This is a genomic window from Pseudomonas corrugata (assembly GCF_050920615.1).
Lineage (GTDB): Bacteria > Pseudomonadota > Gammaproteobacteria > Pseudomonadales > Pseudomonadaceae > Aquipseudomonas > Aquipseudomonas corrugata.
Window position 1 is genome coordinate 1,763,039 of record NZ_CP130434.1, and the last position, 20,792, is coordinate 1,783,830.

Below are 20,792 nucleotides of genomic sequence, written 5' to 3' on the forward strand. Positions count from 1 at the left end.
GACGCATGGAAAAGCCCCAACGCGATTACACAGCCGAGCCACGCTTCGAACACGGAAACTTTCACCTTATCGCCGGTTTTGGCGGTCGTTTCACTCAGGCGACCGCCCAGGAGATTCCCCTGCTCTGGGAAAAGTTCCTGCCCTGGCTCGGCAACGTGCCAGGGCAGAAAAGCGAAGTCACCTACGGTGTGTGTTGCAACCCGGACGGCCAGGGCGGGTTCGAATACATCGCCGGGGTGGAGATCAGTCGACTCGATGATCTGCCGGAACAATACCGCTGGATCGAAATCCAGCCCGCTCACTATGCGGTGTTCGAACACCGTGGGCCATTGAAAACCCTGCCGGACACCTTTCACTACATCTGGAATGTCTGGTTGCCTCAATCGGGTCACGAGGCCGCGGACGCTCCTGAGTTCGAACGCTACAGCGAAGATTTCAACCCCAGGACCAGCGAGGGCACGCTGGAGATCTGGATACCGCTCAAACGTCGGTAGAGCCCGGGAGCATCAAGCCCATCCGCCGCTCATAACCGATGCGGCCCTTATAGGCCTCGCCACAGTCAACCCAGCCCATTTGGGTATACAGGCCGATGGCCGATTCGTTACCGGCATCGACCGAGAGCTCCAACCCCCTGATTTCCGGCCAGGCCGCACGTGCCACGGCGGGCAGTGCCTGCAGGCAGGCCCTGCCGTGGCCCTTGCCCTGGGCCCGGTGATCGACCTGCAGGGCATGCAGGGTCGCGCTGTGTTCATCGGCCCAGGCGGGTAGCACGGGCGGACGTTTGAGCAACAGGAACGCCACCGGCGCGCCTTCGACCAGCAACGCAAAACCCTTGACTCCCGGGCAGGGCCGGGACAGCAGCATGTGCAGTGCACCATGGATATCTCCGGCGAACCGTACCTGTTCGGGAAGGATCTCGATGGCCTCCACCTGTTGGCGCTGGACAGCGTTCAGATGTTCGTAGGCGACAAGTTGAGCAGTCAAAGTAACGTCCGTTGTCCGCCGGCAGGATGAGGGCTGGATTCTAGCGAACTTTCTTTCTTGAATTATTTTTATCCGGGATGTCGATTCGTTGTTCCCCGGGACGACAAAGGGTGTCTTCAACAAGAAACTGTGGAGAATCACCATGAATACCCAAGCCACCGAAACCGAAATCCAGGCCCTGATCGACACCTATCGCCAGGCCGTAATGGCCAAGGACGTTGAGAAAGTCATGGCGCTCTATGCCGACGACATCGTCTCGTTCGATGCCATCCAGGCCTTGCAATTCAAAGGCAAGGTTGCCTATCGCGCCCATTGGCAGGCCTGTATGGAAATGTGCCCCGGCCCGCACAAGTTCGACTTCCATCAGGTCAAAATCAACGTGGCGGACAGCATTGCCTTCGCTCATTGGCTAGCCTATTGCGGCGGCACCAACGACAAGGGCGAAGAACAGGTGTGCTGGATGCGCGTGACGGCCTGCTATCAACGTGTGGCGGGACAGTGGAAGATCGTCCATGAACACTGGTCGGCACCGTTCGATCCGATGGCGGGCACGGCGATCTTCGATCTTCAGCCCTGATCGTCGTTTTTCGCCACCTCGTCCTTCTGCCGTCATAGTTGACGCGTTCGATCCCGGAGTTTTCCATGAAGTACTTATGCCTGGTGTATAGCAACGAACAAACGCTGCACAACTCGCCCGACAGTCCGGAGGACGCCGAGTGCATGGCCTACGCTGAGTCGATCCAGGGCAGCGGGCGAATGATCGCCGCCGAGGCCCTGGAGTCGGTGCAGACCGCGACCACCGTGCGCATGCGCGGCGGCAAGCTGTCGATCACCGACGGGCCGTTCGCCGAAACCAAGGAGCAACTGGCGGGCTTCTACCTGATCGACGCCAAGGACTTGAACGAGGCCATTCAGGTCGCCGGCAACATTCCGGCGGCCCGGGTCGGTTGTGTCGAAGTCCGACCAGTGCGCCAATTGAACCCCTGAACAACAATCACAAACAGGATTCGATTCATGAACTTCACACCTGCTGCTTTCGAGTTGTCCATCAGCCGGCTGATCGATGCCCCGCGCCAGAAGATCTTCCGTGCCTGGACCGAGCCGGCCCTGCTGGTCCAGTGGTGGGGCCCCCATGGCATGACCACGCCGGAATGCGAAATGGACCTGTGGGTCGGCGGTCAGTTTCGCACTCTGATGCGTGCGCCTGACGGCAGTGAGTACCCGACCATGGGGGTGTTCCTGGAAATTGTCGCCCCCCGGCGGCTGGTATTCACCGACGCGTTCATGCCCGGCTGGGTGCCCTCCGGCAAGGCCTTCATGACCGCTGAAGTGGTGCTTGAAGAGGAGGGCGGCAAAACCCGCTACACCGCTCGTGCCCTGCACTGGAACGAAGAGGATCGGCAGGCCCACGAGGCCATGGGTTTTCATGACGGCTGGGGGCAGAGCCTGGATCGGCTCGAAGCGCTGGTCACCCAAGGCATGCCTGACTGATGTCGGCCGATGCGGTCAAGGCGCGGGTCGAGCAGGTCTATCGGCAAGACTCGCGACGGATCCTGGCGACGCTGATTCGCTTGCTGGGGGATTTCGACCTGGCGGAAGAAGCCCTGCACGAAGCCTTTTTCATTGCGGTTGAGCGTTGGCAGCGTGACGGCGTACCGGACAACCCGAGGGCCTGGCTGGTGTCCGCCGGACGCTTCAAGGCAATTGACAGTTTGCGCAGGCGAGCGCGCTTCGCGGCGTCCCAGCCAATGCTGATCGCCCAACTCGAGGCCCTTGAGCAGGCTGACTGGAGCGACGAAGACGTGGAAGACGATCGTCTGCGGTTGATTTTCACCTGTTGCCACCCGGCCCTGGCGGCGGATGCCCAGGTGCCGCTGACGCTGCGGGAAGTCTGCGACCTGACCACCGAGGAAATCGCCCGTGCTTTCCTTGCTGCACCCGCGGCCATCGCCCAACGTATCGTGCGGGCCAAGGCGAAGATTCGCGACGCGAAAATTCCCTACCAGGTCCCGTCCCGTGGGGAACTGCCCGAGCGGTTGGACAGTGTGCTGCGAGTAATCTACCTGGTGTTCAACGAGGGTTACTCGGCTTCGATGGGCGCCGCGTTGACCCGAGAAGACCTGACCCGTGAAGCCATCCGCCTTGCACGCCTGTTGATGGAGTTGTTGCCTGAAGCCGAGGTCATGGGGTTGTTGGCGCTGATGCTGCTGCACGAATCCCGGCGGACGGCGCGCACGTCGGATACCGGTGAGTTGGTGTTGCTGGAAGAACAGGACCGTTCCTTGTGGGATGCACAACTGATTGCCGAAGGTTGTGCGTTGGTGGAAGCCGCGTTGAATACTCGCCGGTTCGGGCCTTATTGCCTGCAAGCGGCGATTGCCGCCGTGCACGCCGAAGCGCCCACCGCGCAGGAGACCGACTGGCCGCAAATCGTCGGGCTTTATGATGTGTTGCTGCGGGTGATGCCGTCACCGGTGATCGAACTCAATCGCGCCGTCGCCCTGGCCAAGCGCGACGGACCGCGGGCAGGGCTGCAATTGATCGAGGCGCTCCTGGGGCGTGGCGAGTTGCTCGATTATCATCTGGCCCACTCGGCACGGGCAGAATTCTGCCGGCAGTTGGGGCGAGTGGAAGAGGCGAGATCGGCTTATCGACGTGCGCTTGAATTGACACAGCAACTGCCGGAGCGACGGTTTCTCGAGGGGCGATTGGCGGCGTTGGCGTGATGTGATCTCAAAGACCCGCGGCGAGGGAATCTATCTGTGGCGAGGGGATTTATCCCCGTTGGATTGCGAAGCAATCCCACGCTTTGTGCAGCAGGCGCAGTCTGTTGACGAGCGCTTCGCACTCGAACGGGGATAAATCCCCTCGCCACAAGACAGTGTTCGGCTTTCGGTGGCGGCCATGAAAAAGGCGACCCGGAGGTCGCCTTTTTCATTCAGCCAGCGTTGATCAGAACTCGTGATCAGCGTTGTCCGGGTTCAGGTCGCTGATGCCCAGTTTGCCGGCAGCCTGTTCGATCGAACCGGTCTGCTTGACCAGGGCGGCGATGGCGTCGCGGACGATCTGGTTGCCGGCGGTGTTGCCGGCAGCGATCAACTGGTCGTAGTGCTCACCCTTGTTGGCGTGATCGACCATGACCTGGATCTTGGCTTCGGTATCGGCCAGGTCGGCCTTGAGCGCGGTATCCGCGGCCGGGTCGGCCTTGGCCACCAGGGACGACAGGCTGGCGCCGGTCATCTTGGTGCCGTCGACGCGGGTGTATTCGCCCAGGTACACGTTACGCACGCCCTTGGCATCGTAGAAGTGCGAGTTGTGGGTGTTGTCGCTGAAGCAGTCCTGCTCGTCTTCTGGCGAGTTGGCTTCCAGGGATACCTTCATGCGCTCGCCCGCCAGTTCACCAAGGGACAGGCTGCCCATGCCAAACAGCATCTTGCGCAGGCCGCTTTCGGCAGGTTCTGCTTCCAGGGTGGCGCGGTAGTTGTCGGCCACATTCGGTTTCCAATTACCGACCATTTCTTCCAGGTCGCTGACCAGCAACTGGGTCACGGATTTGAGGTAGGCACGACGACGGTCGTTGTGGCCGCCAGTGGCGCCGGCGCCTTCCAGGTAATCGGAAGCCGGGCGGTTGCCGGCACCTGGGCCGGTACCGTTGAGGTCCTGGCCCCACAGCAGGAATTCGATAGCGTGGTAGCCGCTGGCGACGTTGGCCTCGGAACCACCCAGCTCATTCAGGCTGGCGAGTTTTTCCGGGGTGATGTCTTTCACATCGACCTTGTCTTCACCCACCTGGACTTCGGTGTTGGCGATGATGTTGGCGGTGGCGCCGGGGTTACCCAGCGCGTGCTCGTAGGATTTATCGACGTAGTCGATCAGGCCTTCGTCCAGGGGCCAGGCGTTCACCTGGCCTTCCCAGTCGTCGATGATGGTGTTGCCGAAGCGGAACACTTCACTCTGCAGGTAAGGCACGCGTGCGGCAACCCAGGCAGCCCGGGCGGCTTTCAGTGTGTCGGCGTTCGGCTTGGCGAGGAACGCGTCGACGGCGGTCTGCAGGGTTTTTGCGGTGGATTCGGCATCGCTGTAGACGGCATAGACCATCTCGGCGTAGTGCGCGACGACGGCCTTGGCGGCGGCTTCGTCAAGTTTGCCGGCGGCAGCGGGGGCGGCCGGTGCCGCGGTGCTGGCGGCAGGCGTTGGCGCTTGCGGCGCGGCAGCCTTGTCCTTGCCTTCGCCGCAGCCGGCGAGGGAAATGGCGATGGCCAGCAGACTGGCGGTAGCCAGGGGCATACGAATCATGGCAAACATCCTGCTTCGAAAATGGATGGGACTGGCGCGAGGGCGCAAAAGCTGCAACATAATGCGAAAGATTTGCATTATGTGTAAAGGGTTGCACCTGTAAATATTTCTTATTTAATGCACGCGGACGGGTAGGAGCTGCCGAGCGAAGCGAGGCTGCGATCTTTTCCCAGGCACTTGAATCCCAAGCGGAATCAAAAGATCGTCCGAACGCGGCCCGACCCTTCGCCAGCTTCTGCGGCCAAGCCTGCGATCTTGAAAGCGTCAGAGAATGGAGGCCTTGCTGCGCTGCGCCTGTTTCAGATAAGCGCCCAGCTCCCGTGCTGGCAGGGGTTTGCTGTAGTAGTAACCCTGCCCTTCATGGCAGCCCTCGGCGATGATGTAGGCTTCCTGCTCGACCGTCTCGACGCCTTCGGCGATCACCTGCATGCCGAGGCTTTTACCCAGCTGGATGATGGCGCGCACGATGGTCGCATCGTCTTCGTCATCGAGCAGGTCCTGAACGAAGCTCTTGTCGATCTTGATCTTGTCCAGCGGCAGGCTCTTGAGGTAACTCAGGGATGAATAGCCCGTCCCGAAGTCATCGATGGCAATCAACGCGCCGGAGCGGCGCAGGCTCAGCAAGTGCTGGGCAGCGGTGGTGATGTCTTCCATCAGGCCGGTTTCGGTGACTTCGAGCTCCAGGCTGCGAGGCGGCAACCGGTACATCTGCAGGAGGTTGTTCACCACCCTGGGCAGTTCGGCATGGTGCAGCTGCACCGTGGACAGGTTGACCGCCATGCGCAGATCGACGAACCCCTGGTCGTGCCATTCGCGCAACTGCTTGCAGGCCTGGTCCAGCACCCATTCGCCGATGGCAATGATGGTGCCGTTTTGCTCGGCCAGTGGAATGAACAGATCCGGCGGCACGAAGCCATGTTCGGGATGGTGCCAGCGAATCAGGGCTTCGGTGCCCACCACTCGCAAGTCGCGGTAGCTGATCTGCGGCTGGTAGACCAGGGTGAACTGTTCGCGAACCAGCGCCTCGCGCAAATCTTTCTCCAGCTCGCGACGGCGGCGCATTTCGCTGTCGACACTGGCGATGTAGAACTGGTAACGGTTGCGCGAGCGGGTCTTGGCCAGGGTCATGGTCTGCTCGGCTTTCTGCAACAGCTTCTCGGTGCTGTCGCCGTCCTCGGGGAACAGCGTGATGCCAATGGTGGCGCGCAGGCGGATTTCCTGGTCGTCGAGGGCGAAGGCTGCCTCCAGGTCGTCGAGAATGCTTTGCGACAGCTCGGCGGCCTCGTAAGGCTGCTCGATGTCGGCCTGGACCAGGGCGAACTGGTCGCCCCCCAGCCGTGCCAGCGCACCCAGGCGTCCGCTGTGGGCCCGCAGCCGGTCGGCCAGGGCCAGCAGCAGTTGGTCTCCGGTCTGGTAGCTGAACTGTTCGTTGATACTCTTGAAGTCGTCCAGTCCCACACACAGCACCGCCACCCGGCGTTGCAGGCGGCCGGCATCGACGAGGATCTTGTCCAGTTGCTGCTGTAGCTGTTGGCGGTTGGGCAGGCCGGTGAGGAAGTCGTACTGGGCCATCCGCAGCAGGCTGTTTTCCGCTTCGTGGCGCAGGTGTGTATTGCGCTCGATGGAGGCGAGCAACTGGTTGGCGGTGTTGATCCACAACCCCAGCTCGTTCTGTTCGTGGCCACGAAGCTGTGGAATCTTGTGGGCGCTGGGGCGATCGGGATTGATTTCCGTCAGGTGCTCGATGATCCGCGACAGCGGCTTGGTCAGCAGCCAGTGATAGACAAGGTACAACACCAGGCCCATTGCCAGGGCCCGCAACATGCCGGAGATGAAAATGATCACGGAGTTGATGATGAAACTCTGGCCGTAGGTGGAGGTGTCCAGGGTGATGCTCAGGTCGCCGTAATACTCGCTGTAGGGGCCGCGGCCAACCAACTGCGTGGTGAAGGTGCGTTCCTTGCCCAGGATCAGGTCGGTCAGCCAGCGGCTTTCGGAGTGCTGCAAAGGCCGGGTCTTTTCGGCAAGCATGGTTTCGTGAGGGTGACCGATGGAGGCCATGCGGACGGCCTCGTCCTGGAATAGCCCTTCGATCACTTGCATGCCCATTTCCCGGTCGAGGCTATAGACGGCCTGGGTCGAGGGATCGCGAAACATATCGAGAATGCGCTGGGCATCGTTGGCGACGGCCCGGTTGGTTTTATAGGCATCGAAAACGATCTGGGCACAGCTCAAAATCAGGCCAACGATCAATGCCGAGAGGAGCACGACCCGGAGCAACTTCACAGACAAGCTGTTCTTGAGTTCCAGCTTCAAAGAGGGATTCCTTGTACCGTGCGGGTAGCGTCAAGTTGCCATGAGTATTGGCAATCCTGTGATGTCAGTCAAAGGGACAATCAAACACAAGGGATTTTGCCTGGGACATGGCCAATATGCGGTTTTTCCAGAGTGATTGCTCTACAGTCATTGTGTCGGTTGCAGAGGCTCGCAACTTGAGGCCCCGAAGGAATTTTTGTTCGGATTCAGACGTGAGGTCATCCACTCGAAAGCGGAGTGCAATGTGTGCCGGGCAAAAAAAACCCGGCAAGGTGCCGGGTTCTTTTGTCGGGCATCGGATCGAAGCTTAGGCGGTGAAAGCCTTGCCTTCGAACTGCTCGGCCACGAATTTCCAGTTGACCAGGTTCCAGAACGCTTCGACGTATTTCGGGCGAAGGTTACGGTAGTCAATGTAGTAGGCGTGTTCCCAGACGTCGCAGGTCAGCAGCGGGGTGTCGCCGCTGGTCAGCGGGTTGCCGGCGCCGATGGTGCTGGCCAGGGCCAGGGAGCCGTCGGCCTTTTTCACCAGCCAGCCCCAGCCGGAACCGAAGGTGCCGATCGAGGTCTTGCTGAACTCTTCCTTGAACTTGTCGAACGAACCGAAGGCCTTGTTGATGGCTTCGGCCAGTGCGCCGGTAGGTTGACCGCCGGCGTTAGGCGCCAGGCAGTTCCAGTAGAAGGTGTGGTTCCAGACCTGAGCGGCGTTGTTGAAGATGCCGCCCGAGGAAGTCTTGACGATTTCTTCCAGGGTCTTGCCTTCGAACTCGGTGCCAGGCACCAGGTTGTTCAGGTTCACGACGTAGGTGTTGTGGTGCTTGTCGTGGTGAAATTCCAGAGTCTCTTTGGAGATGTGCGGCTGCAGTGCATCGTGTGCGTAGGGCAGCGGCGGCAATTCGAAAGCCATGGTGATTCTCCTAATCAGGTCAGTTGCGGTGAGCGCAAGGCCGATCACGGGCGGCCGGACTAGCGCCGGGGAGTTTGTACTCTTTGCGGCGCAGGGTCGGATCATAGCACCGGGGGTGCGGCATAACCACGCAACAACTGTGTGGGATAGAGGTTCCAGAGCGGTTTTGAATAATCAGCCCATGACGATCAACTGCACCGCCACGGTGAACATCATCACCGCCACCAGCAGGTCGAGGATCCGCCAGGTGCTCGGACGAGCCAGCCAGGGAGCCAGCCACGCAGCACCGAAGGCCAGGGTGAAGAACCACAACAGCGAGGCGCTGGCGGCGCCCACGACATAGGCCCCGGGCACGCTCTGCTGGGCACCGAGGGAGCCGATCAGCAGCACGGTGTCGAGGTAGACGTGAGGGTTGAGCAGCGTGACTGCCAGCGCACTGAGCAATACCGCCCGCAGTGAGCGCACGGCCTGTTTTTCACCCTGTTTCAGGCTCTGCTTCGAACAGGCCCGGCGCAAGGCGAGGCTGCCATACCAGAACAGGAACGCCGCCCCTCCCCAGCGGGCAATCGAGAGCAACAACGGGCTCTGGGCCAACAGCGTAGCCAGCCCGAATACTCCGGCCATGACCAGCAGCGCATCGCAGGTAACGCACAGCGCAGCCACGGGCAAATGATGCTCGCGGCGAAGACTCTGGGCCAGCACAAACGCGTTCTGGGCGCCGATAGCCATGATCAGCCCAAGGGCCACCAGCAGCCCGTTCACATAACTCTGCCACATGATCATCACTCCCCGTTCGCGGCCAGTTGTTCGAGCACAGCCATGGCCTGTTCCGCATCGTCCCGGCCGACGAACAAGTGGTCGTGGTAGAAACCTGCGATCACGTTGCAACTGATACCGGCATCTCCCAATGCCGTGGCGAACGCGGCGGTCAGGCCAACGGCCTGCAAGGCCGAATGCACCTCAAGGGTGATCCAGGCGGCGATATAGTCGAAGTCCAGCTCGGCCTTTTGCGCCTGGGATTTTTCCAGGATCACCGTCAGTCCCTCTCGTTCGAGAAAGCTGCCGACGATTGCGATGTCCGCCGGGATCCGGCCGTCGGGCAGGCTACAGAACACGTATTCGCCCTGGTTGAGCTGTGGGCTCATGCTGCGCAGCAGAGTGTTCAATGATGTTTCGCCAGACATGGCTCGCTCCTTGAAGTGAATGCTGGCCATTCTCCGGTCGCAAGCTGTATAAGAAAAACAAATATTGCTGATTGCTCATTAGGAACACTGATGTTCGATTACAAATTGCTGGCTGCGCTGGCTGCCGTGGTGGAGCAGGCCGGCTTTGAGCGCGCCGCCCAAGTACTGGGTTTATCCCAATCGGCCATTTCCCAGCGGATCAAACTGTTGGAGGCGCGCGTCGGCCAACCTGTACTGGTACGCGCCACACCGCCGGCTCCCACCGAGATCGGTCGCCGTTTGCTCAACCATGTGCAGCAGGTACGCTTGCTGGAGCGTGATCTGCAAAGCCTGGTGCCGGCGCTGGATGAAGAGGGTCTGCCCGAACGTCTGCGCATCGCCCTGAATGCCGACAGCCTGGCGACCTGGTGGGCGGCAGCCGTGGGCGATTTCTGCGCTGAACATCACCTGTTGATGGACTTGGTGGTCGAGGACCAGAACGTTGGCCTCAAGCGCATGCGCGCCGGTGAAGTGGCGGCGTGTGTCTGTGCAAGCGAACGCCCGGTGGCTGGGGCCCGCAGCGTCTTGCTGGGAGCCATGCGCTACCGGGCGGTGGCGAGTCCGGACTTCATCGCCCGGCACTTCCCTGACGGCGTACGCGCCGATCAATTGGCTCGCACGCCGGCCCTGGTGTTCGGCCCGGATGATTTCCTGCAGCACCGCTACCTTGCTTCCCTCGGCGTCGAAGGTGGTTTCGAGCACCATCTATGTCCGTCCTCCGAAGGTTTCCTGCGCCTGGCCGAAGCGGGGCTTGGCTGGGGGTTGGTCCCGGAACTGCAGATGCGCGAACAACTGGCGCGTGGTGTGCTGGTGGAGTTGCTGGCAGATAAACCGATCGATGTGCCGTTGTACTGGCATCATTGGCGTAATGGTGGGCAGTTGCTCGGGGTGTTGACCGATCAATTGATTCACTGCTCGAAGCGCTGGCTGGTGCCTTGGGGACCGCAATGAGCGTCAAGCCGCAAGCGGCGTACAGATTAATTGGCCGTGGCGGCTCGATGCCCGCCACTGCACGGGTTGGGAGCATTCATGAAAATTCTGGTTACCGGCGCAAGCGGCTTCATCGGCGGGCGCTTTGCGCGTTTCGCCCTGGAGCAGGGCCTGGATGTACGGGTCAACGGACGCCGGGCCGAGAGTGTGGAGCACCTGGTGCGTCGCGGTGCGCAATTCGTCCCGGGGGATCTGAGTGATCCGCTGTTGGCCCGTGATCTGTGCCTGGACGTCGACGCCGTGGTGCACTGCGCCGGTTCCGTGGGGTTGTGGGGCCGCTATCAGGATTTTCACCAGGGTAATGTCCAGCTCACGGAAAACGTTGTCGAGGCCTGCCTCAAGCAAAAGGTCCGGCGCCTGGTGCATCTGTCGTCACCCTCGATCTATTTTGATGGCCGCGACCACATCGGACTGACCGAAGAGCAGGTACCCAAGCGCTTCAGGCATCCCTATGCCGCCACCAAATACCTGGCTGAGCAGAAAGTCTTCGGCGCCCAGGAGTTTGGCCTTGAAGTGCTGGCCCTGCGGCCTCGCTTCGTGACCGGGGCCGGCGATATGAGCATCTTCCCGCGGTTGTTGAACATGCAGCGCAAGGGGCGGTTGGCGATTGTTGGCAATGGTTTGAACAAGGTGGATTTTACCAGCGTGCACAACCTCAACGAGGCGCTGCTCAGCAGTCTGCTGGCCACCGGTTCAGCCTTGGGCAAGGCCTACAACATCAGCAACGGGGCGCCGGTTCCGCTGTGGGACGTGGTCAACTATGTAATGCGGCAGATGGACGTCCCACAGGTCAGGCGTTACCGTTCCTACGGGTTGGCCTACAGCATTGCAGCGCTGAACGAAGGGGCCTGCAAATTGTGGCCGGGCCGTCCCGAGCCGACGCTGTCGCGCCTGGGCATGCAGGTCATGAACAAAAATTTCACCCTCGACATCAGCCGGGCCCGGCATTATCTCGGTTACGATCCGCAGGTCAGCCTGTGGGCCGCCCTCGATGAATTCTGCACCTGGTGGAAAGCCCGCTGATCGGTCCGTCATGAACCGAGTGCCGGGTTCGGGGTCAATCGGTGCGGCGGGCGAGGGGGTTATACTCGCCGCATCAAGCCATTACTGGTTTTTCAAAGGTTGAATCCATGCCCACGCGTAATGATGAACACGACGACTTCGACGATGTACCGAGCCTGCGGATGCGTGCCGACGTCCCCGATGACGATGACTTCCTGCCCAACCGTCAGGCTCATGTGCAAGCGCGTCCGACACCCGTGATGGCCGCAAAGGTCAAGGGGCCCAGCACCGGGCCGCTATGGGCGCTGGTCGGCGCGTTGCTGTGTGCGTTCGGTTTCCTGGCCTGGTGGAGCTTCCAGCAGATTTCCCTGATGGAGCAGCAGTTGGTGGCGACCCAGGAGAGCTTCGCGCGGATCAGTGAGGACGCGGCGGGACGGTTGCAGGACATTTCCGGCAAGGTGGTAGCCGGTCAGTCCAATGTCATGAGCGACAGTGAAGCCTTGAAGCTGCAGGTCAAGCAGTTGGACAACAAGCTGCAAGACCAGGCTCGGCTTTTCGAAAGCAAGCTGCAAGAGCAATACAAGCAACAGCAGGCCACGTTCGGTCCATCCGCCGACCTGGACAAGGAGCTGGCCCAACTCATTGCCCAGGCCACTGAGCAGCAGAATACCAGCACTCAGTTGCAAGCTTCCAACAAGGAGCTTCAGGCCCAGGTCAAGGCACTGGCGGCGGAAGTGACCACCCTGAAGAACCAGGGTGAAGACGGCGTGCTCGATGCGCAGCTCAAGAGCATCGGTGCCGATATCACCGCCCTGAAAAGGAATAACCAGAACCCTGCCATCGAGCGCCTGGAGCAGGAGATGATGGTGCTCAAGAGCCAGCAGGATAATCGCTCGGGCGGCGGTACGGCCGAGTTCGATGCCTTCCGCGGCCAGGTCACCCGCAATATCAATACGCTGCAAGCGCAGATTCGCAACCTGCAACAGCAACTCAGCGCTCAGGGGCAGTGACGGGTTTTTTGGTGCTTGCTGTTCGGCGCAGTTCCCGCGGGATAAGCAGCATTTGTATACGCCGCAATCCCTGTGCGAGCGAGCCTGCTCCCACAGCGTTTCGGGGATGTTTGTGAAAGGTGTGCTCGGCGCACAAAAAAAGGCCCGCATCGCTGCGTAATGCCAGTCAGTTAAGCCACAAACCCGTGGGAGCAAAGCTTGCTCGCGATTGCGGTAGGTCAGTCAGCAACAATGTTGACGGGTCCATCGCTATCGCGAGCAAGCTTTACTCCCACAGGCGTTGCGCCGTTTGATCCTTAACTGACTGGCATTACGCAGCGCTGCGGGCCTTTTTTTGTGTTGCCAGGGCTGATCAGCCCGCCACCAACACCCGGATCGCTTCCAGGCGCAGCGCAGCCTTTTCCAGCATCGCCAGGCCTTGTTCGCGCTGTTTGCGCAGGGCCACCAGCTCGCTGTCGCGCACGGTCGGATTGACGGCTTGCAGGGCGGTCAGACGGGCCAGCTCTTCGTCAGTATCGGCGGCCAGGCGACGTTGTGCCTCGGCCACGCGCTCGGCGTGCCGTGGGGCAATCTTCTCTTCACCGGCATTGATGCGCGGCGTGAGTTGGTCACGCTGGGCCTGGATGAACTTGTTGGCGCTGGCGCGAGGCACGCTTTCGAGCTGGTCGTTCAATGTCTCGAACGAAACCCGGGCCGCCAGGTCGTTACCGTTGCTGTCCAGCAGGCAGCGCAGGGCGGCCGGTGGCAGGTAGCGGCCCAGTTGCAGCGAGCGTGGGGCCACCACTTCACTGACGTAAAGCAGTTCCAGCAGCACGGTGCCGGGCTTGAGGGCCTTGTTCTTGATCAGCGCCACGGCCGTATTGCCCATGGAGCCGGACAGCACCAGGTCCATGCCGCCTTGCACCATCGGGTGTTCCCAGGTGATGAACTGCATGTCCTCGCGCGATAGCGCCTGGTTACGGTCGTAGGTGATGGTCACGCCTTCGTCGTCGCCAAGCGGGAAGCTGGCATCGAGCATTTTTTCGCTCGGCTTGAGAATCAGCGCGTTGTCCGAATGGTCCTCGCTGTCGATGCCGAACGCGTCGAACAGGGTTTCCATGTAGATTGGCAGGGCGAACTGGTCGTCTTGCTCAAGAATGGCTTCCACCAGTGCGTCACCTTCACCGGCGCCGCCCGAGTTGAGTTCCAGCAAACGGTCGCGACCGGTGTGCAGCTCGGTCTCCAGACGCTCGCGTTCGGCGCGTGCCTCGTCGATCAGCGCTTGCCACTGGCCATCGTCTGCCTCTTCCAGCAAGGGCAGCAGGCGCGGGCCGAATTGATGCTGCAAGGCGTTGCCGGTCGGGCAGGTGTTGAGGAATGCGTTCAGCGCCTCGTGGTACCACTGGTACAGCCGCTCTTGCGGGCTGGTTTCCAGGTACGGCACGTGCAACTCGATGGTGTGCTTCTGGCCGATCCGGTCCAGCCGGCCGATTCGCTGTTCCAGCAGGTCCGGGTGAGAAGGCAGGTCGAACAGCACCAGGTGATGAGCGAACTGGAAGTTGCGTCCTTCACTGCCGATTTCCGAGCAGATCAGCACTTGCGCGCCAAACTCTTCGTCGGCGAAGTACGCGGCGGCACGGTCGCGCTCGAGGATGTTCATGCCTTCGTGGAATACCGTGGCCGGGATGCCGGAGCGCACGCGCAAGGCATCTTCCAGGTCCATGGCGGTTTCGGCATGGGCACAGATCACCAGTACCTTGGTGCGCTTGAGCATTTTCAGTTGGTCGATCAGCCACTCGACGCGTGGGTCGAATTTCCACCAGCGTTCTTCTTCGCTGGCATCCGGTTGGGCCTGGAAGCTGACTTCCGGGTACAGCTCGGCGTGATCGCCCAGCGGCAGCTCGAGGTATTCGTCCGGGCACGGCAGCGGATAAGCGTGCAGTTTACGCTCCGGGAAGCCCTGTACGGCGGCCCGGGTATTGCGAAACAGCACACGGCCGGTGCCGTGACGGTCCAGCAATTCGCGGACCAGGCGGGCGCTGGCTTCGACGTCGCCATCGTTGACGGCGGTCAGCAGCGCTTCGCCTTCGTTGCCCAGGAAACCGTGGATGGTCTTGTGGGCTTCGGGCGAGAGGCGGCCCTTGTCCAGCAGCTCTTGCACAGCCTCGGCCACGGGGCGGTAATTTTCGCTTTCGGCGCGGAAGGCCTTGAGGTCATGGAAGCGGTTCGGGTCCAGCAGGCGCAGGCGGGCGAAGTGGCTGTCCTGGCCCAACTGTTCCGGCGTCGCGGTCAGCAGCAATACGCCGGGGATCGTCTCGGCAAGCTGTTCGACCAGCGCGTATTGCGGACTGACCTGATCCTCGTGCCACACCAGGTGATGGGCTTCGTCGACCACCATCAGGTCCCAGCCGGCGGCGAACAGCGCGTCCTGGGCCTTCTCGTCGTCCACCAGCCATTCCAGCGCCACCAGCGCCAGTTGCGTATCTTCGAACGGGTTGCTCGCATCGCTTTCGATGAAGCGTTCCTCATCGAACAGGGCGACTTGCAGGTTGAAGCGCCGGCGCATTTCCACCAGCCACTGGTGCTGAAGGTTTTCCGGGACCAGTATCAGTACGCGGCTGGCGCGCCCGGACAGCAGCTGGCGATGAATGACCAGACCGGCCTCGATGGTCTTGCCCAACCCCACTTCGTCCGCCAGCAATACCCTGGGTGCAATGCGGTCGGCCACTTCCCGGGCGATGTGCAACTGGTGGGCGATGGGCTGGGCCCGAACGCCACCCAGGCCCCAGAGCGGGGACTGCAATTGGCGGCTGGTGTGTTCCAGGGTGTGATAGCGCAGGGAGAACCAGGCCAGCGGGTCGATCTGGCCGGCGAACAGACGGTCGCTGGCCAGGCGGAACTGGATGAAGTTCGACAGCTGGGTTTCCGGCAGGGTGACGACTTCGTTCTGTCCGTTAAGGCCGTGATAGACCAGCAGCCCGTCGACATCATCGACTTCGCGCACGGTCATTTTCCAACCTTCGAAGTGAGTGATCACGTCGCCCGGCGAAAACCGTACACGTGTAAGAGGCGCATTCCGTAGCGCGTACTGGCGAGTATCGCCAGTGGCCGGGTAGAGCACGGTCAACAAGCGGCCGTCCTGTGCCAGAACGGTGCCTAAACCCAGCTCGGCTTCGCTGTCACTGATCCAGCGTTGCCCCGGTTGATACTGCTGCGCCATGCTGCCTGACTCCCGCCTTGAAAAAGCCGATTATCTTAACGGAATGATCCTCCAGACCAAAGAAATTACGCACGCAACGGGCTGTTATGGCGGCTGATCCTTCGACTGGTCTGATGGAACTTCAGCGGGTTTGGCGATCAAACAGGCTTGTACCTGCCGTGCGTAATGCCAACCGGGTCACAAGTTTCGGACCAGCGGTTCAAGCCGCCTGCGCCGCAGCCGATAGCCTGATGACAGGAGATTTCTATGTTGCTACCCACGCTCCCTTTGAGCGCCGTCCCCATCACTGCACAACAGGATCCAGTCCGCCAGCGACCGGACATCCCGCCCGTGGCCCCGGTACAGCAGACCTCCAGTGAAAGCACCATTGACCTGCAAAAGCGCGATCCTGAAGAGGCTGCGCTGTTGCTGCGCGAGGAGCAGCGTCGCCAGCAGGAGCGTGAAAGGCGCCGTCGCGAGGCCGATGAGGACCCCGAGGAACACCTGGCCATACCGGGAACCGAGCTCAACGCCGATAACACCGTGCCGGTGAAACCTCTGATAGACGATGAGGCGCGCCAGGGCCTGTGGGTCGATATCCAGATCTGATTTTCGGTATTTGTCTACGCGCGCAGGCTGGTCAACGCTGCCAACAGCCCCCATCATGAGCACATTCGCACTCACTGCATGATGCCGACACGCCATGAGCCAAGACGACAAACTGATTGACCTGAATACTGAGCGCGCCAAGCGTGTTCACGACCTCAACGAAAAGCGCCTCAATGAAGTCCGACAGGCGTTCGAGCAGGCGATGCCTCTGGGCAAAGCCAAAAAAAAGCCGAAGAGCAAACCGAAAAAGCGTTGACGCACCCCCCGATCCATTGATGTAGATCAGTTATTTCCCTTCCTTTTCGCTCGGTCCCGAGCGTTATTGACCCCGGTCAATGTTCATCCCTGCTCGAATGGTTAACTTGGCTCCAACACAACAGGGGCAGGACCAGGAGGCCAATCATGTTTTTCGACAATGTGGTGTTTGCTGGAATGTTGACGGTCGGCTTCATGTTGGTATTTTTCGCCGTTTTTGGATTATTCATCTGGAGAGACGCACACAAGCGCAAAAAACCGTAGGTCTTTCCGGCTGTAACGAGCACGCAAGGCATTTTGGGCGACTTCGGTCGCCCTTTTTTTTTGTGCCAGATTCTTGCCCACACACCAAAGCCCTGTTCGAGCCTGTGGGAGCAAAGCTTGTTCCCACAGGGGCTGGTATTCCGGGCATAAAAAAAGGTGCGATCCGCAAGGATCGCACCTTTTTTGTGAGCCGCTGGAATCAGCTGCCCAAGGCCTTGGAAGCCAGCCAGAACAACCCGGCCGACAGCGCCACCGTCGCCGGCAGGGTCAGCACCCAGGCCAGCAGGATGTTACGGACTGTGCCGCCTTGCAAGCCGCTCTTGCTGGCGATCATGGTACCGGCCACGCCGGAAGACAGCACGTGGGTGGTGGATACCGGCAGGCTGAAGACGTTGGCCAGGCCGATCATGCTCGCGGTAGTGATCTGCGCCGACATGCCTTGGGCGTAGGTCATGCCCTGCTTGCCGATTTTCTCGCCGATGGTCAGTACCACACGCTTCCAGCCCACCATGGTACCCAGGCCCAGTGCCAGGGCGACGGCCAGGATCACCCAGAACGGAGCGTACTCGGTGGTGGCGGTCAGATCCTTGCGGAGTTTGTTCAGATCGTCTTTTTCGCGGGCTGACAGGTTTGGCAACTTGCCGACCTTTTTGGCCGTGTCGTCCAGGCAGAGCAGGTAGCGACGAATCTCGATGCGGCTTTCCGACGGCAGCGAGTGATAGTCGGCAACACCTTTAAGGGTATCGAGCAGCGCATTGATGGTGGGTTCGGTCTGCTGCGGGTTGCAACGGAATTTCTCCGGCAGGTCGCCTGGCACGCTTTTGCCCAGCGCCAGGTATTCGCCCAGGGATTCGCTGTTGCGCTGGTAGAACTGGCTCAGGTGCAGGGTCGCATCACGGGTGCGCTCGATCTGGTAGGTGGTGCTGCTCAGGTCGAGTACGAATTGCGCAGGCACAATGCCGATCAGCACCAGCATGATGAGGCCGATACCTTTCTGACCATCGTTGGAGCCGTGGACGAAGCTGACGGCCATGGCCGAAATCACCAGCACCAGGCGGTTCCAGAACGGAGGATGCTTCTTGTCGTCGACTTTGCGACGTTGTTCCGGTGTCTTGTGCATCTTCGACAGCGGACGCCACCATTTCAGGCCAATCAGCACAACGGCCGCAACCAGGAAGCCGGCCATGGGCGAGAACACCAGAGAGGCGCCGATATCGATCGCCTTCTGCCAGTTGACTCCGTCGCCCAACGGGATGTCGTTGATCAACGCGTTGGCCAGGCCCACGCCGAGGATCGAACCAATCAAGGTATGGGAGCTGGATGCCGGGATACCGAAGTACCAGGTGCCCAGGTTCCAGGTGATGGCCGCTGCAAGCAGCGAAAACACCATCGCCAGCCCGTGTCCGGTGTTCACGTTGATCAGCAGTTCCACCGGCAACAGGTGAACGATGGCATACGCCACGCCCACGCCGCCCAGTAGCACGCCGAGGAAGTTGAACACACCGGAAAAGAACACCGCCAGGTGCGGCGGCATTGCTTTGGTGTAGATAACAGTGGCAACCGCGTTAGCGGTGTCATGAAAGCCGTTGATGAACTCGAACGCGAGGACAAAAGCCAGGGCGAGCAAGAGGCTCACGAGCACCCAAGCATCCAGTCCGCTGAATAAATCGATCATGAAGGTTTTCTGACCCGGTCATAAGGGGGCGCGATTATGCCAGAAAACCTCGTTGATCGATGCATTGCCTGCTCATCGGTAACATTCTTCAATGAAATATTTTGTAGGAGCCCACCTGGAAGCAGCTATCCCAAGGGGCGCGCAACCCATTGATTCCGGGGGTTAAAGCCAGGAGGCAAGGGGCGTCTCGCAGCTGAGCAGGAGCCCTGGCAGTAGTATGAAATATCCGAAAAGAAGGGGGATCAGGGTTTCCTCCACCGTTTGGTGGAAGGAGAGGGGGCCCGCTCATGACGGGCGTCCAGCTACGGCGTCCGGCCTGGGTGATGACCGGATACCGTTTTCAAGGATGCAAGTGTGTCATCGCTCTTCAGGCCTGAGTTCCTTTTCCATTTTCTGAAGTTCCTGGGAAAAGGCCTGGTCCTGAACAGTGGCGCGTTTACGCCAGGGTTTGCGTTCCGGTTCAGGTTGTGCGGCGTAGGTGGTGACTTCCCCGCCGTAAACTTCCTTGTAACGTTGTTCCTGGCGCTCAAGTTCCGCGCGCAGTTCGTCTTTCGTCACAGTATTACCTAGCAAAGTGAAATTGAATCTGGTGATACGCACTGCATGTATCCACGCAGACGGCCACGGCACCAGAGCTGACAGCTGACGTAGCATCAGGGCTTCGTGTTGTTGCCAATACAGGGGAAGCGGCCATGGGGGCTTCAGGCACCTGAGGACGGAAGAGACCGATAGGCCGTACCGTCACTGCATTGCATTATAGCGGTCCACCCGAGGAACACTATCGGGAAATATTAAAAGGGCGGATTGTTGTGTGTACCCATGTTTGCATGTGCAACTTGTGGCAATTACGTTTCAAGCAATACCACTGGTGCCGATACCCTCGCGCCGTTCAAGGCGACAAGTTCAATATTGCAACTTCGTTGTTCAAAGTCAAATGCGCCTGACGCTGCTCTTCAAACATGTTTCGGATTTTTCGAGCGGTCGGACGACGCCCGGAGACGGTTTGGTCGATTGCGATTATCGGCCGAGGGTTCGATAATCGAACGGTCTTGAAGGGGCCGCTCTTGTTGTTCCTCAGGCCTCCGTTTGTAATAACCGTCACCGTCGGGGAAGCACCAGACATGAACGACCAATTGCGCAACGCCTTCTCTTCAGTCGCGCCACCGATTGTCGCCTCACCGGCCAAGCGGATCCAGGCCTTGACTGGCGATCCGGACTTCATGACGTCCCTGGCCCGCGGACTGGCCGTGGTCCAGGCCTTTCAGGAGCGCAAGCGACACCTGACCATTGCGCAGATCAGCCATCGCACCGAGATTCCTCGTGCCGCTGTCAGGCGGTGCCTGCATACGTTGATCAAACTTGGCTACGCCACCACCGACGGGCGTACTTATTCGCTGTTGCCCAAAGTATTGACTCTCGGTCACGCCTACCTGTCGTCGACGCCGCTGGCGGTTTCTGCCCAGCCATACCTGGATCGCATGAGCGAGCAGTTGCACGAGGCCTGTAACATGGCGACGCTTGAAGGCGACGACATTCTCTATATCGCCCGCTCGGCCACCACCCAGCGGCTGATTTCCGTGGACCTCTCCGTCGGTGGGCGCCTGCCGGCCTATTGCACCTCTATGGGCAGGATTCTCCTGGCGGCCCTGGATGACGCTTCGCTGCGTGACTACCTCGACCATGCCGATCTTCAAGCCAAGACCAGCCGGACGCTGCACACCCCCGAGGCGCTGCTCGAGTGCCTGCAGCAGGTGCGACTTCAGGGTTGGTGCATCGTCGACCAGGAGCTGGAGCAGGGCCTGCGGGCCATTGCCGTTCCGGTCTACGATGCTTCCGGCCAGGTAGTGGCGGCGCTGAATGTCAGTACCCATGCCGGGCGTGTCAGTCGCAGTGAGCTGGAGCAGCGCTTTCTGCCCAGTCTGTTGGGGGCCAGCCGGGACCTGAGCGCGCAGCTGTTTGCTTAAGCTGTTCGATAAACGCACAGAGACGTCTCGGGTGAATTGACGGTATTTATCCGGCCTCATTAATGTCGCGGCAGCGTCATCCGGCGCGATCGGGCCCGATCCGGTGATCGAGGAGCCCGGCA

At 60.5% G+C, this 20,792-nt stretch carries 21 protein-coding genes; 12 read left to right on the forward strand and 9 right to left on the reverse strand.

Going from position 1 to position 20,792, the window contains the following annotated elements:
- Window positions 1–5 precede the first annotated feature (5 nt).
- Window positions 6–494, forward strand: coding sequence for a GyrI-like domain-containing protein (locus tag QZH45_RS07945; RefSeq protein ID WP_024781202.1), 489 nt, complete (start codon window positions 6–8; stop codon window positions 492–494).
- Here the strand turns inward: QZH45_RS07945 and QZH45_RS07950 are convergent.
- Window positions 481–984: a GNAT family N-acetyltransferase gene (locus tag QZH45_RS07950; RefSeq protein ID WP_024781203.1), complete on the reverse strand. Its 504-nt coding sequence runs from the start codon at window positions 982–984 to the stop codon at window positions 481–483. The genes QZH45_RS07945 and QZH45_RS07950 overlap by 14 nt on opposite strands.
- A gap of 142 nt (window positions 985–1,126) precedes the next feature.
- Here QZH45_RS07950 and QZH45_RS07955 point away from each other — a divergent pair, with 142 nt between their 5' ends.
- The 4 genes from QZH45_RS07955 to QZH45_RS07970 all read left to right on the forward strand — a co-directional run bounded on the left by QZH45_RS07955 (window position 1,127) and on the right by QZH45_RS07970 (window position 3,710).
- Window positions 1,127–1,561 carry a YybH family protein gene (locus tag QZH45_RS07955; protein WP_055136174.1) on the forward strand — a complete coding sequence of 145 codons (435 nt, stop codon included), beginning with the start codon at window positions 1,127–1,129 and terminating at the stop codon, window positions 1,559–1,561.
- Window positions 1,562–1,626: 65 nt separating this feature from the next.
- Entirely contained in the window at window positions 1,627–1,971 is a 345-nt protein-coding gene (locus tag QZH45_RS07960; RefSeq protein ID WP_024781205.1) for a YciI family protein, read from the forward strand.
- A gap of 27 nt (window positions 1,972–1,998) precedes the next feature.
- Window positions 1,999–2,475, forward strand: a complete 477-nt coding sequence (locus QZH45_RS07965) for an SRPBCC family protein (RefSeq protein ID WP_024781206.1) — start codon at window positions 1,999–2,001, stop codon at window positions 2,473–2,475.
- Complete coding sequence (locus tag QZH45_RS07970) at window positions 2,475–3,710, forward strand: RNA polymerase sigma factor (protein ID WP_024781207.1); 1,236 nt, start codon at window positions 2,475–2,477, stop codon at window positions 3,708–3,710. The genes QZH45_RS07965 and QZH45_RS07970 overlap by 1 nt, the downstream gene beginning before the upstream one ends.
- A 226-nt stretch (window positions 3,711–3,936) precedes the next feature.
- Here the strand turns inward: QZH45_RS07970 and QZH45_RS07975 are convergent, their stop codons facing one another.
- The 5 genes from QZH45_RS07975 to QZH45_RS07995 form a co-directional block, all read right to left on the reverse strand.
- Window positions 3,937–5,280, reverse strand: coding sequence for an imelysin family protein (locus QZH45_RS07975; protein ID WP_024781208.1), 1,344 nt, complete (start codon window positions 5,278–5,280; stop codon window positions 3,937–3,939).
- Window positions 5,281–5,544: 264 nt separating this feature from the next.
- Window positions 5,545–7,596, reverse strand: a complete 2,052-nt coding sequence (locus QZH45_RS07980) for a putative bifunctional diguanylate cyclase/phosphodiesterase (RefSeq protein WP_024781209.1) — start codon at window positions 7,594–7,596, stop codon at window positions 5,545–5,547.
- Window positions 7,597–7,903: 307 nt separating this feature from the next.
- Window positions 7,904–8,500 (reverse strand): superoxide dismutase, encoded by a 597-nt coding sequence (locus tag QZH45_RS07985; RefSeq protein WP_024781210.1) that lies wholly within the window; start codon window positions 8,498–8,500, stop codon window positions 7,904–7,906.
- Window positions 8,501–8,674: 174 nt separating this feature from the next.
- Window positions 8,675–9,277 carry a LysE/ArgO family amino acid transporter gene (locus QZH45_RS07990; RefSeq protein WP_053192871.1) on the reverse strand — a complete coding sequence of 201 codons (603 nt, stop codon included), beginning with the start codon at window positions 9,275–9,277 and terminating at the stop codon, window positions 8,675–8,677.
- A 5-nt stretch (window positions 9,278–9,282) separates the two neighbouring features.
- Window positions 9,283–9,684, reverse strand: a complete 402-nt coding sequence (locus QZH45_RS07995; RefSeq protein ID WP_024781212.1) for an ACT domain-containing protein — start codon at window positions 9,682–9,684, stop codon at window positions 9,283–9,285.
- Window positions 9,685–9,774: 90 nt separating this feature from the next.
- Here QZH45_RS07995 and QZH45_RS08000 point away from each other — a divergent pair, with 90 nt between their 5' ends.
- The 3 genes from QZH45_RS08000 (at window position 9,775) to QZH45_RS08010 (ending at window position 12,725) form a co-directional block, all read left to right on the forward strand.
- Entirely contained in the window at window positions 9,775–10,674 is a 900-nt protein-coding gene (locus QZH45_RS08000; protein ID WP_024781213.1) for a LysR family transcriptional regulator ArgP, read from the forward strand.
- A 78-nt stretch (window positions 10,675–10,752) separates the two neighbouring features.
- Window positions 10,753–11,736, forward strand: a complete 984-nt coding sequence (locus tag QZH45_RS08005) for an NAD-dependent epimerase/dehydratase family protein (protein ID WP_033035242.1) — start codon at window positions 10,753–10,755, stop codon at window positions 11,734–11,736.
- Between the two features lie 107 nt (window positions 11,737–11,843).
- On the forward strand, window positions 11,844–12,725 hold the full coding sequence (locus tag QZH45_RS08010; RefSeq protein ID WP_024781214.1) for a hypothetical protein: 882 nt from the start codon (window positions 11,844–11,846) through the stop codon (window positions 12,723–12,725).
- A 352-nt stretch (window positions 12,726–13,077) separates the two neighbouring features.
- Here QZH45_RS08010 and rapA read toward each other — a convergent pair whose 3' ends face one another.
- Window positions 13,078–15,924, reverse strand: coding sequence for an RNA polymerase-associated protein RapA (rapA, locus tag QZH45_RS08015; protein WP_024780239.1), 2,847 nt, complete (start codon window positions 15,922–15,924; stop codon window positions 13,078–13,080).
- A gap of 246 nt (window positions 15,925–16,170) precedes the next feature.
- On the opposite strand from rapA, the gene QZH45_RS08020 reads away from it, so the two are divergent.
- From QZH45_RS08020 to ccoM, 3 genes are all read left to right on the forward strand, one after another.
- Complete coding sequence (locus QZH45_RS08020; RefSeq protein WP_024780240.1) at window positions 16,171–16,512, forward strand: hypothetical protein; 342 nt, start codon at window positions 16,171–16,173, stop codon at window positions 16,510–16,512.
- A 94-nt stretch (window positions 16,513–16,606) separates the two neighbouring features.
- On the forward strand, window positions 16,607–16,768 hold the full coding sequence (locus QZH45_RS08025; protein WP_167355728.1) for a hypothetical protein: 162 nt from the start codon (window positions 16,607–16,609) through the stop codon (window positions 16,766–16,768).
- Between the two features lie 146 nt (window positions 16,769–16,914).
- Window positions 16,915–17,031 carry a cytochrome c oxidase subunit CcoM gene (gene ccoM, locus QZH45_RS08030; RefSeq protein ID WP_024780241.1) on the forward strand — a complete coding sequence of 39 codons (117 nt, stop codon included), beginning with the start codon at window positions 16,915–16,917 and terminating at the stop codon, window positions 17,029–17,031.
- 199 nt (window positions 17,032–17,230) lie between these two features.
- Here ccoM and QZH45_RS08035 read toward each other — a convergent pair whose 3' ends face one another.
- Window positions 17,231–18,706 (reverse strand): inorganic phosphate transporter, encoded by a 1,476-nt coding sequence (locus QZH45_RS08035; RefSeq protein WP_024780242.1) that lies wholly within the window; start codon window positions 18,704–18,706, stop codon window positions 17,231–17,233.
- Between the two features lie 357 nt (window positions 18,707–19,063).
- Window positions 19,064–19,264 carry a hypothetical protein gene (locus QZH45_RS08040; RefSeq protein ID WP_080686273.1) on the reverse strand — a complete coding sequence of 67 codons (201 nt, stop codon included), beginning with the start codon at window positions 19,262–19,264 and terminating at the stop codon, window positions 19,064–19,066.
- Between the two features lie 563 nt (window positions 19,265–19,827).
- Here QZH45_RS08040 and pcaR point away from each other — a divergent pair.
- Window positions 19,828–20,670 carry a pca regulon transcriptional regulator PcaR gene (gene pcaR / locus QZH45_RS08045; protein ID WP_024780244.1) on the forward strand — a complete coding sequence of 281 codons (843 nt, stop codon included), beginning with the start codon at window positions 19,828–19,830 and terminating at the stop codon, window positions 20,668–20,670.
- The last annotated feature ends 122 nt before the right edge of the window (window positions 20,671–20,792 follow it).

What these genes read in the sequence shown, in the direction of transcription:
- ccoM (WP_024780241.1), top strand. Translation starts at nt 16,915, where the DNA reads ATGTTTTTCGACAATGTGGTGTTTGCTGGAATGTTGACGGTCGGCTTC.
- QZH45_RS08020 (WP_024780240.1), top strand. Translation starts at nt 16,171, where the DNA reads ATGTTGCTACCCACGCTCCCTTTGAGCGCCGTCCCCATCACTGCACAA.
- QZH45_RS07960 (WP_024781205.1), top strand. Translation starts at nt 1,627, where the DNA reads ATGAAGTACTTATGCCTGGTGTATAGCAACGAACAAACGCTGCACAAC.
- QZH45_RS07965 (WP_024781206.1), top strand. Translation starts at nt 1,999, where the DNA reads ATGAACTTCACACCTGCTGCTTTCGAGTTGTCCATCAGCCGGCTGATC.
- QZH45_RS07945 (WP_024781202.1), top strand. Translation starts at nt 6, where the DNA reads ATGGAAAAGCCCCAACGCGATTACACAGCCGAGCCACGCTTCGAACAC.
- pcaR (WP_024780244.1), top strand. Translation starts at nt 19,828, where the DNA reads ATGAACGACCAATTGCGCAACGCCTTCTCTTCAGTCGCGCCACCGATT.
- QZH45_RS08025 (WP_167355728.1), top strand. Translation starts at nt 16,607, where the DNA reads ATGAGCCAAGACGACAAACTGATTGACCTGAATACTGAGCGCGCCAAG.
- QZH45_RS08000 (WP_024781213.1), top strand. Translation starts at nt 9,775, where the DNA reads ATGTTCGATTACAAATTGCTGGCTGCGCTGGCTGCCGTGGTGGAGCAG.
- QZH45_RS08010 (WP_024781214.1), top strand. Translation starts at nt 11,844, where the DNA reads ATGCCCACGCGTAATGATGAACACGACGACTTCGACGATGTACCGAGC.
- QZH45_RS08035 (WP_024780242.1), bottom strand. Translation starts at nt 18,706, where the DNA reads ATGATCGATTTATTCAGCGGACTGGATGCTTGGGTGCTCGTGAGCCTC.
- QZH45_RS08005 (WP_033035242.1), top strand. Translation starts at nt 10,753, where the DNA reads ATGAAAATTCTGGTTACCGGCGCAAGCGGCTTCATCGGCGGGCGCTTT.
- QZH45_RS07955 (WP_055136174.1), top strand. Translation starts at nt 1,127, where the DNA reads ATGAATACCCAAGCCACCGAAACCGAAATCCAGGCCCTGATCGACACC.
- QZH45_RS07990 (WP_053192871.1), bottom strand. Translation starts at nt 9,277, where the DNA reads ATGTGGCAGAGTTATGTGAACGGGCTGCTGGTGGCCCTTGGGCTGATC.
- QZH45_RS07985 (WP_024781210.1), bottom strand. Translation starts at nt 8,500, where the DNA reads ATGGCTTTCGAATTGCCGCCGCTGCCCTACGCACACGATGCACTGCAG.
- QZH45_RS07975 (WP_024781208.1), bottom strand. Translation starts at nt 5,280, where the DNA reads ATGATTCGTATGCCCCTGGCTACCGCCAGTCTGCTGGCCATCGCCATT.
- rapA (WP_024780239.1), bottom strand. Translation starts at nt 15,924, where the DNA reads ATGGCGCAGCAGTATCAACCGGGGCAACGCTGGATCAGTGACAGCGAA.
- QZH45_RS07995 (WP_024781212.1), bottom strand. Translation starts at nt 9,684, where the DNA reads ATGTCTGGCGAAACATCATTGAACACTCTGCTGCGCAGCATGAGCCCA.
- QZH45_RS07970 (WP_024781207.1), top strand. Translation starts at nt 2,475, where the DNA reads ATGTCGGCCGATGCGGTCAAGGCGCGGGTCGAGCAGGTCTATCGGCAA.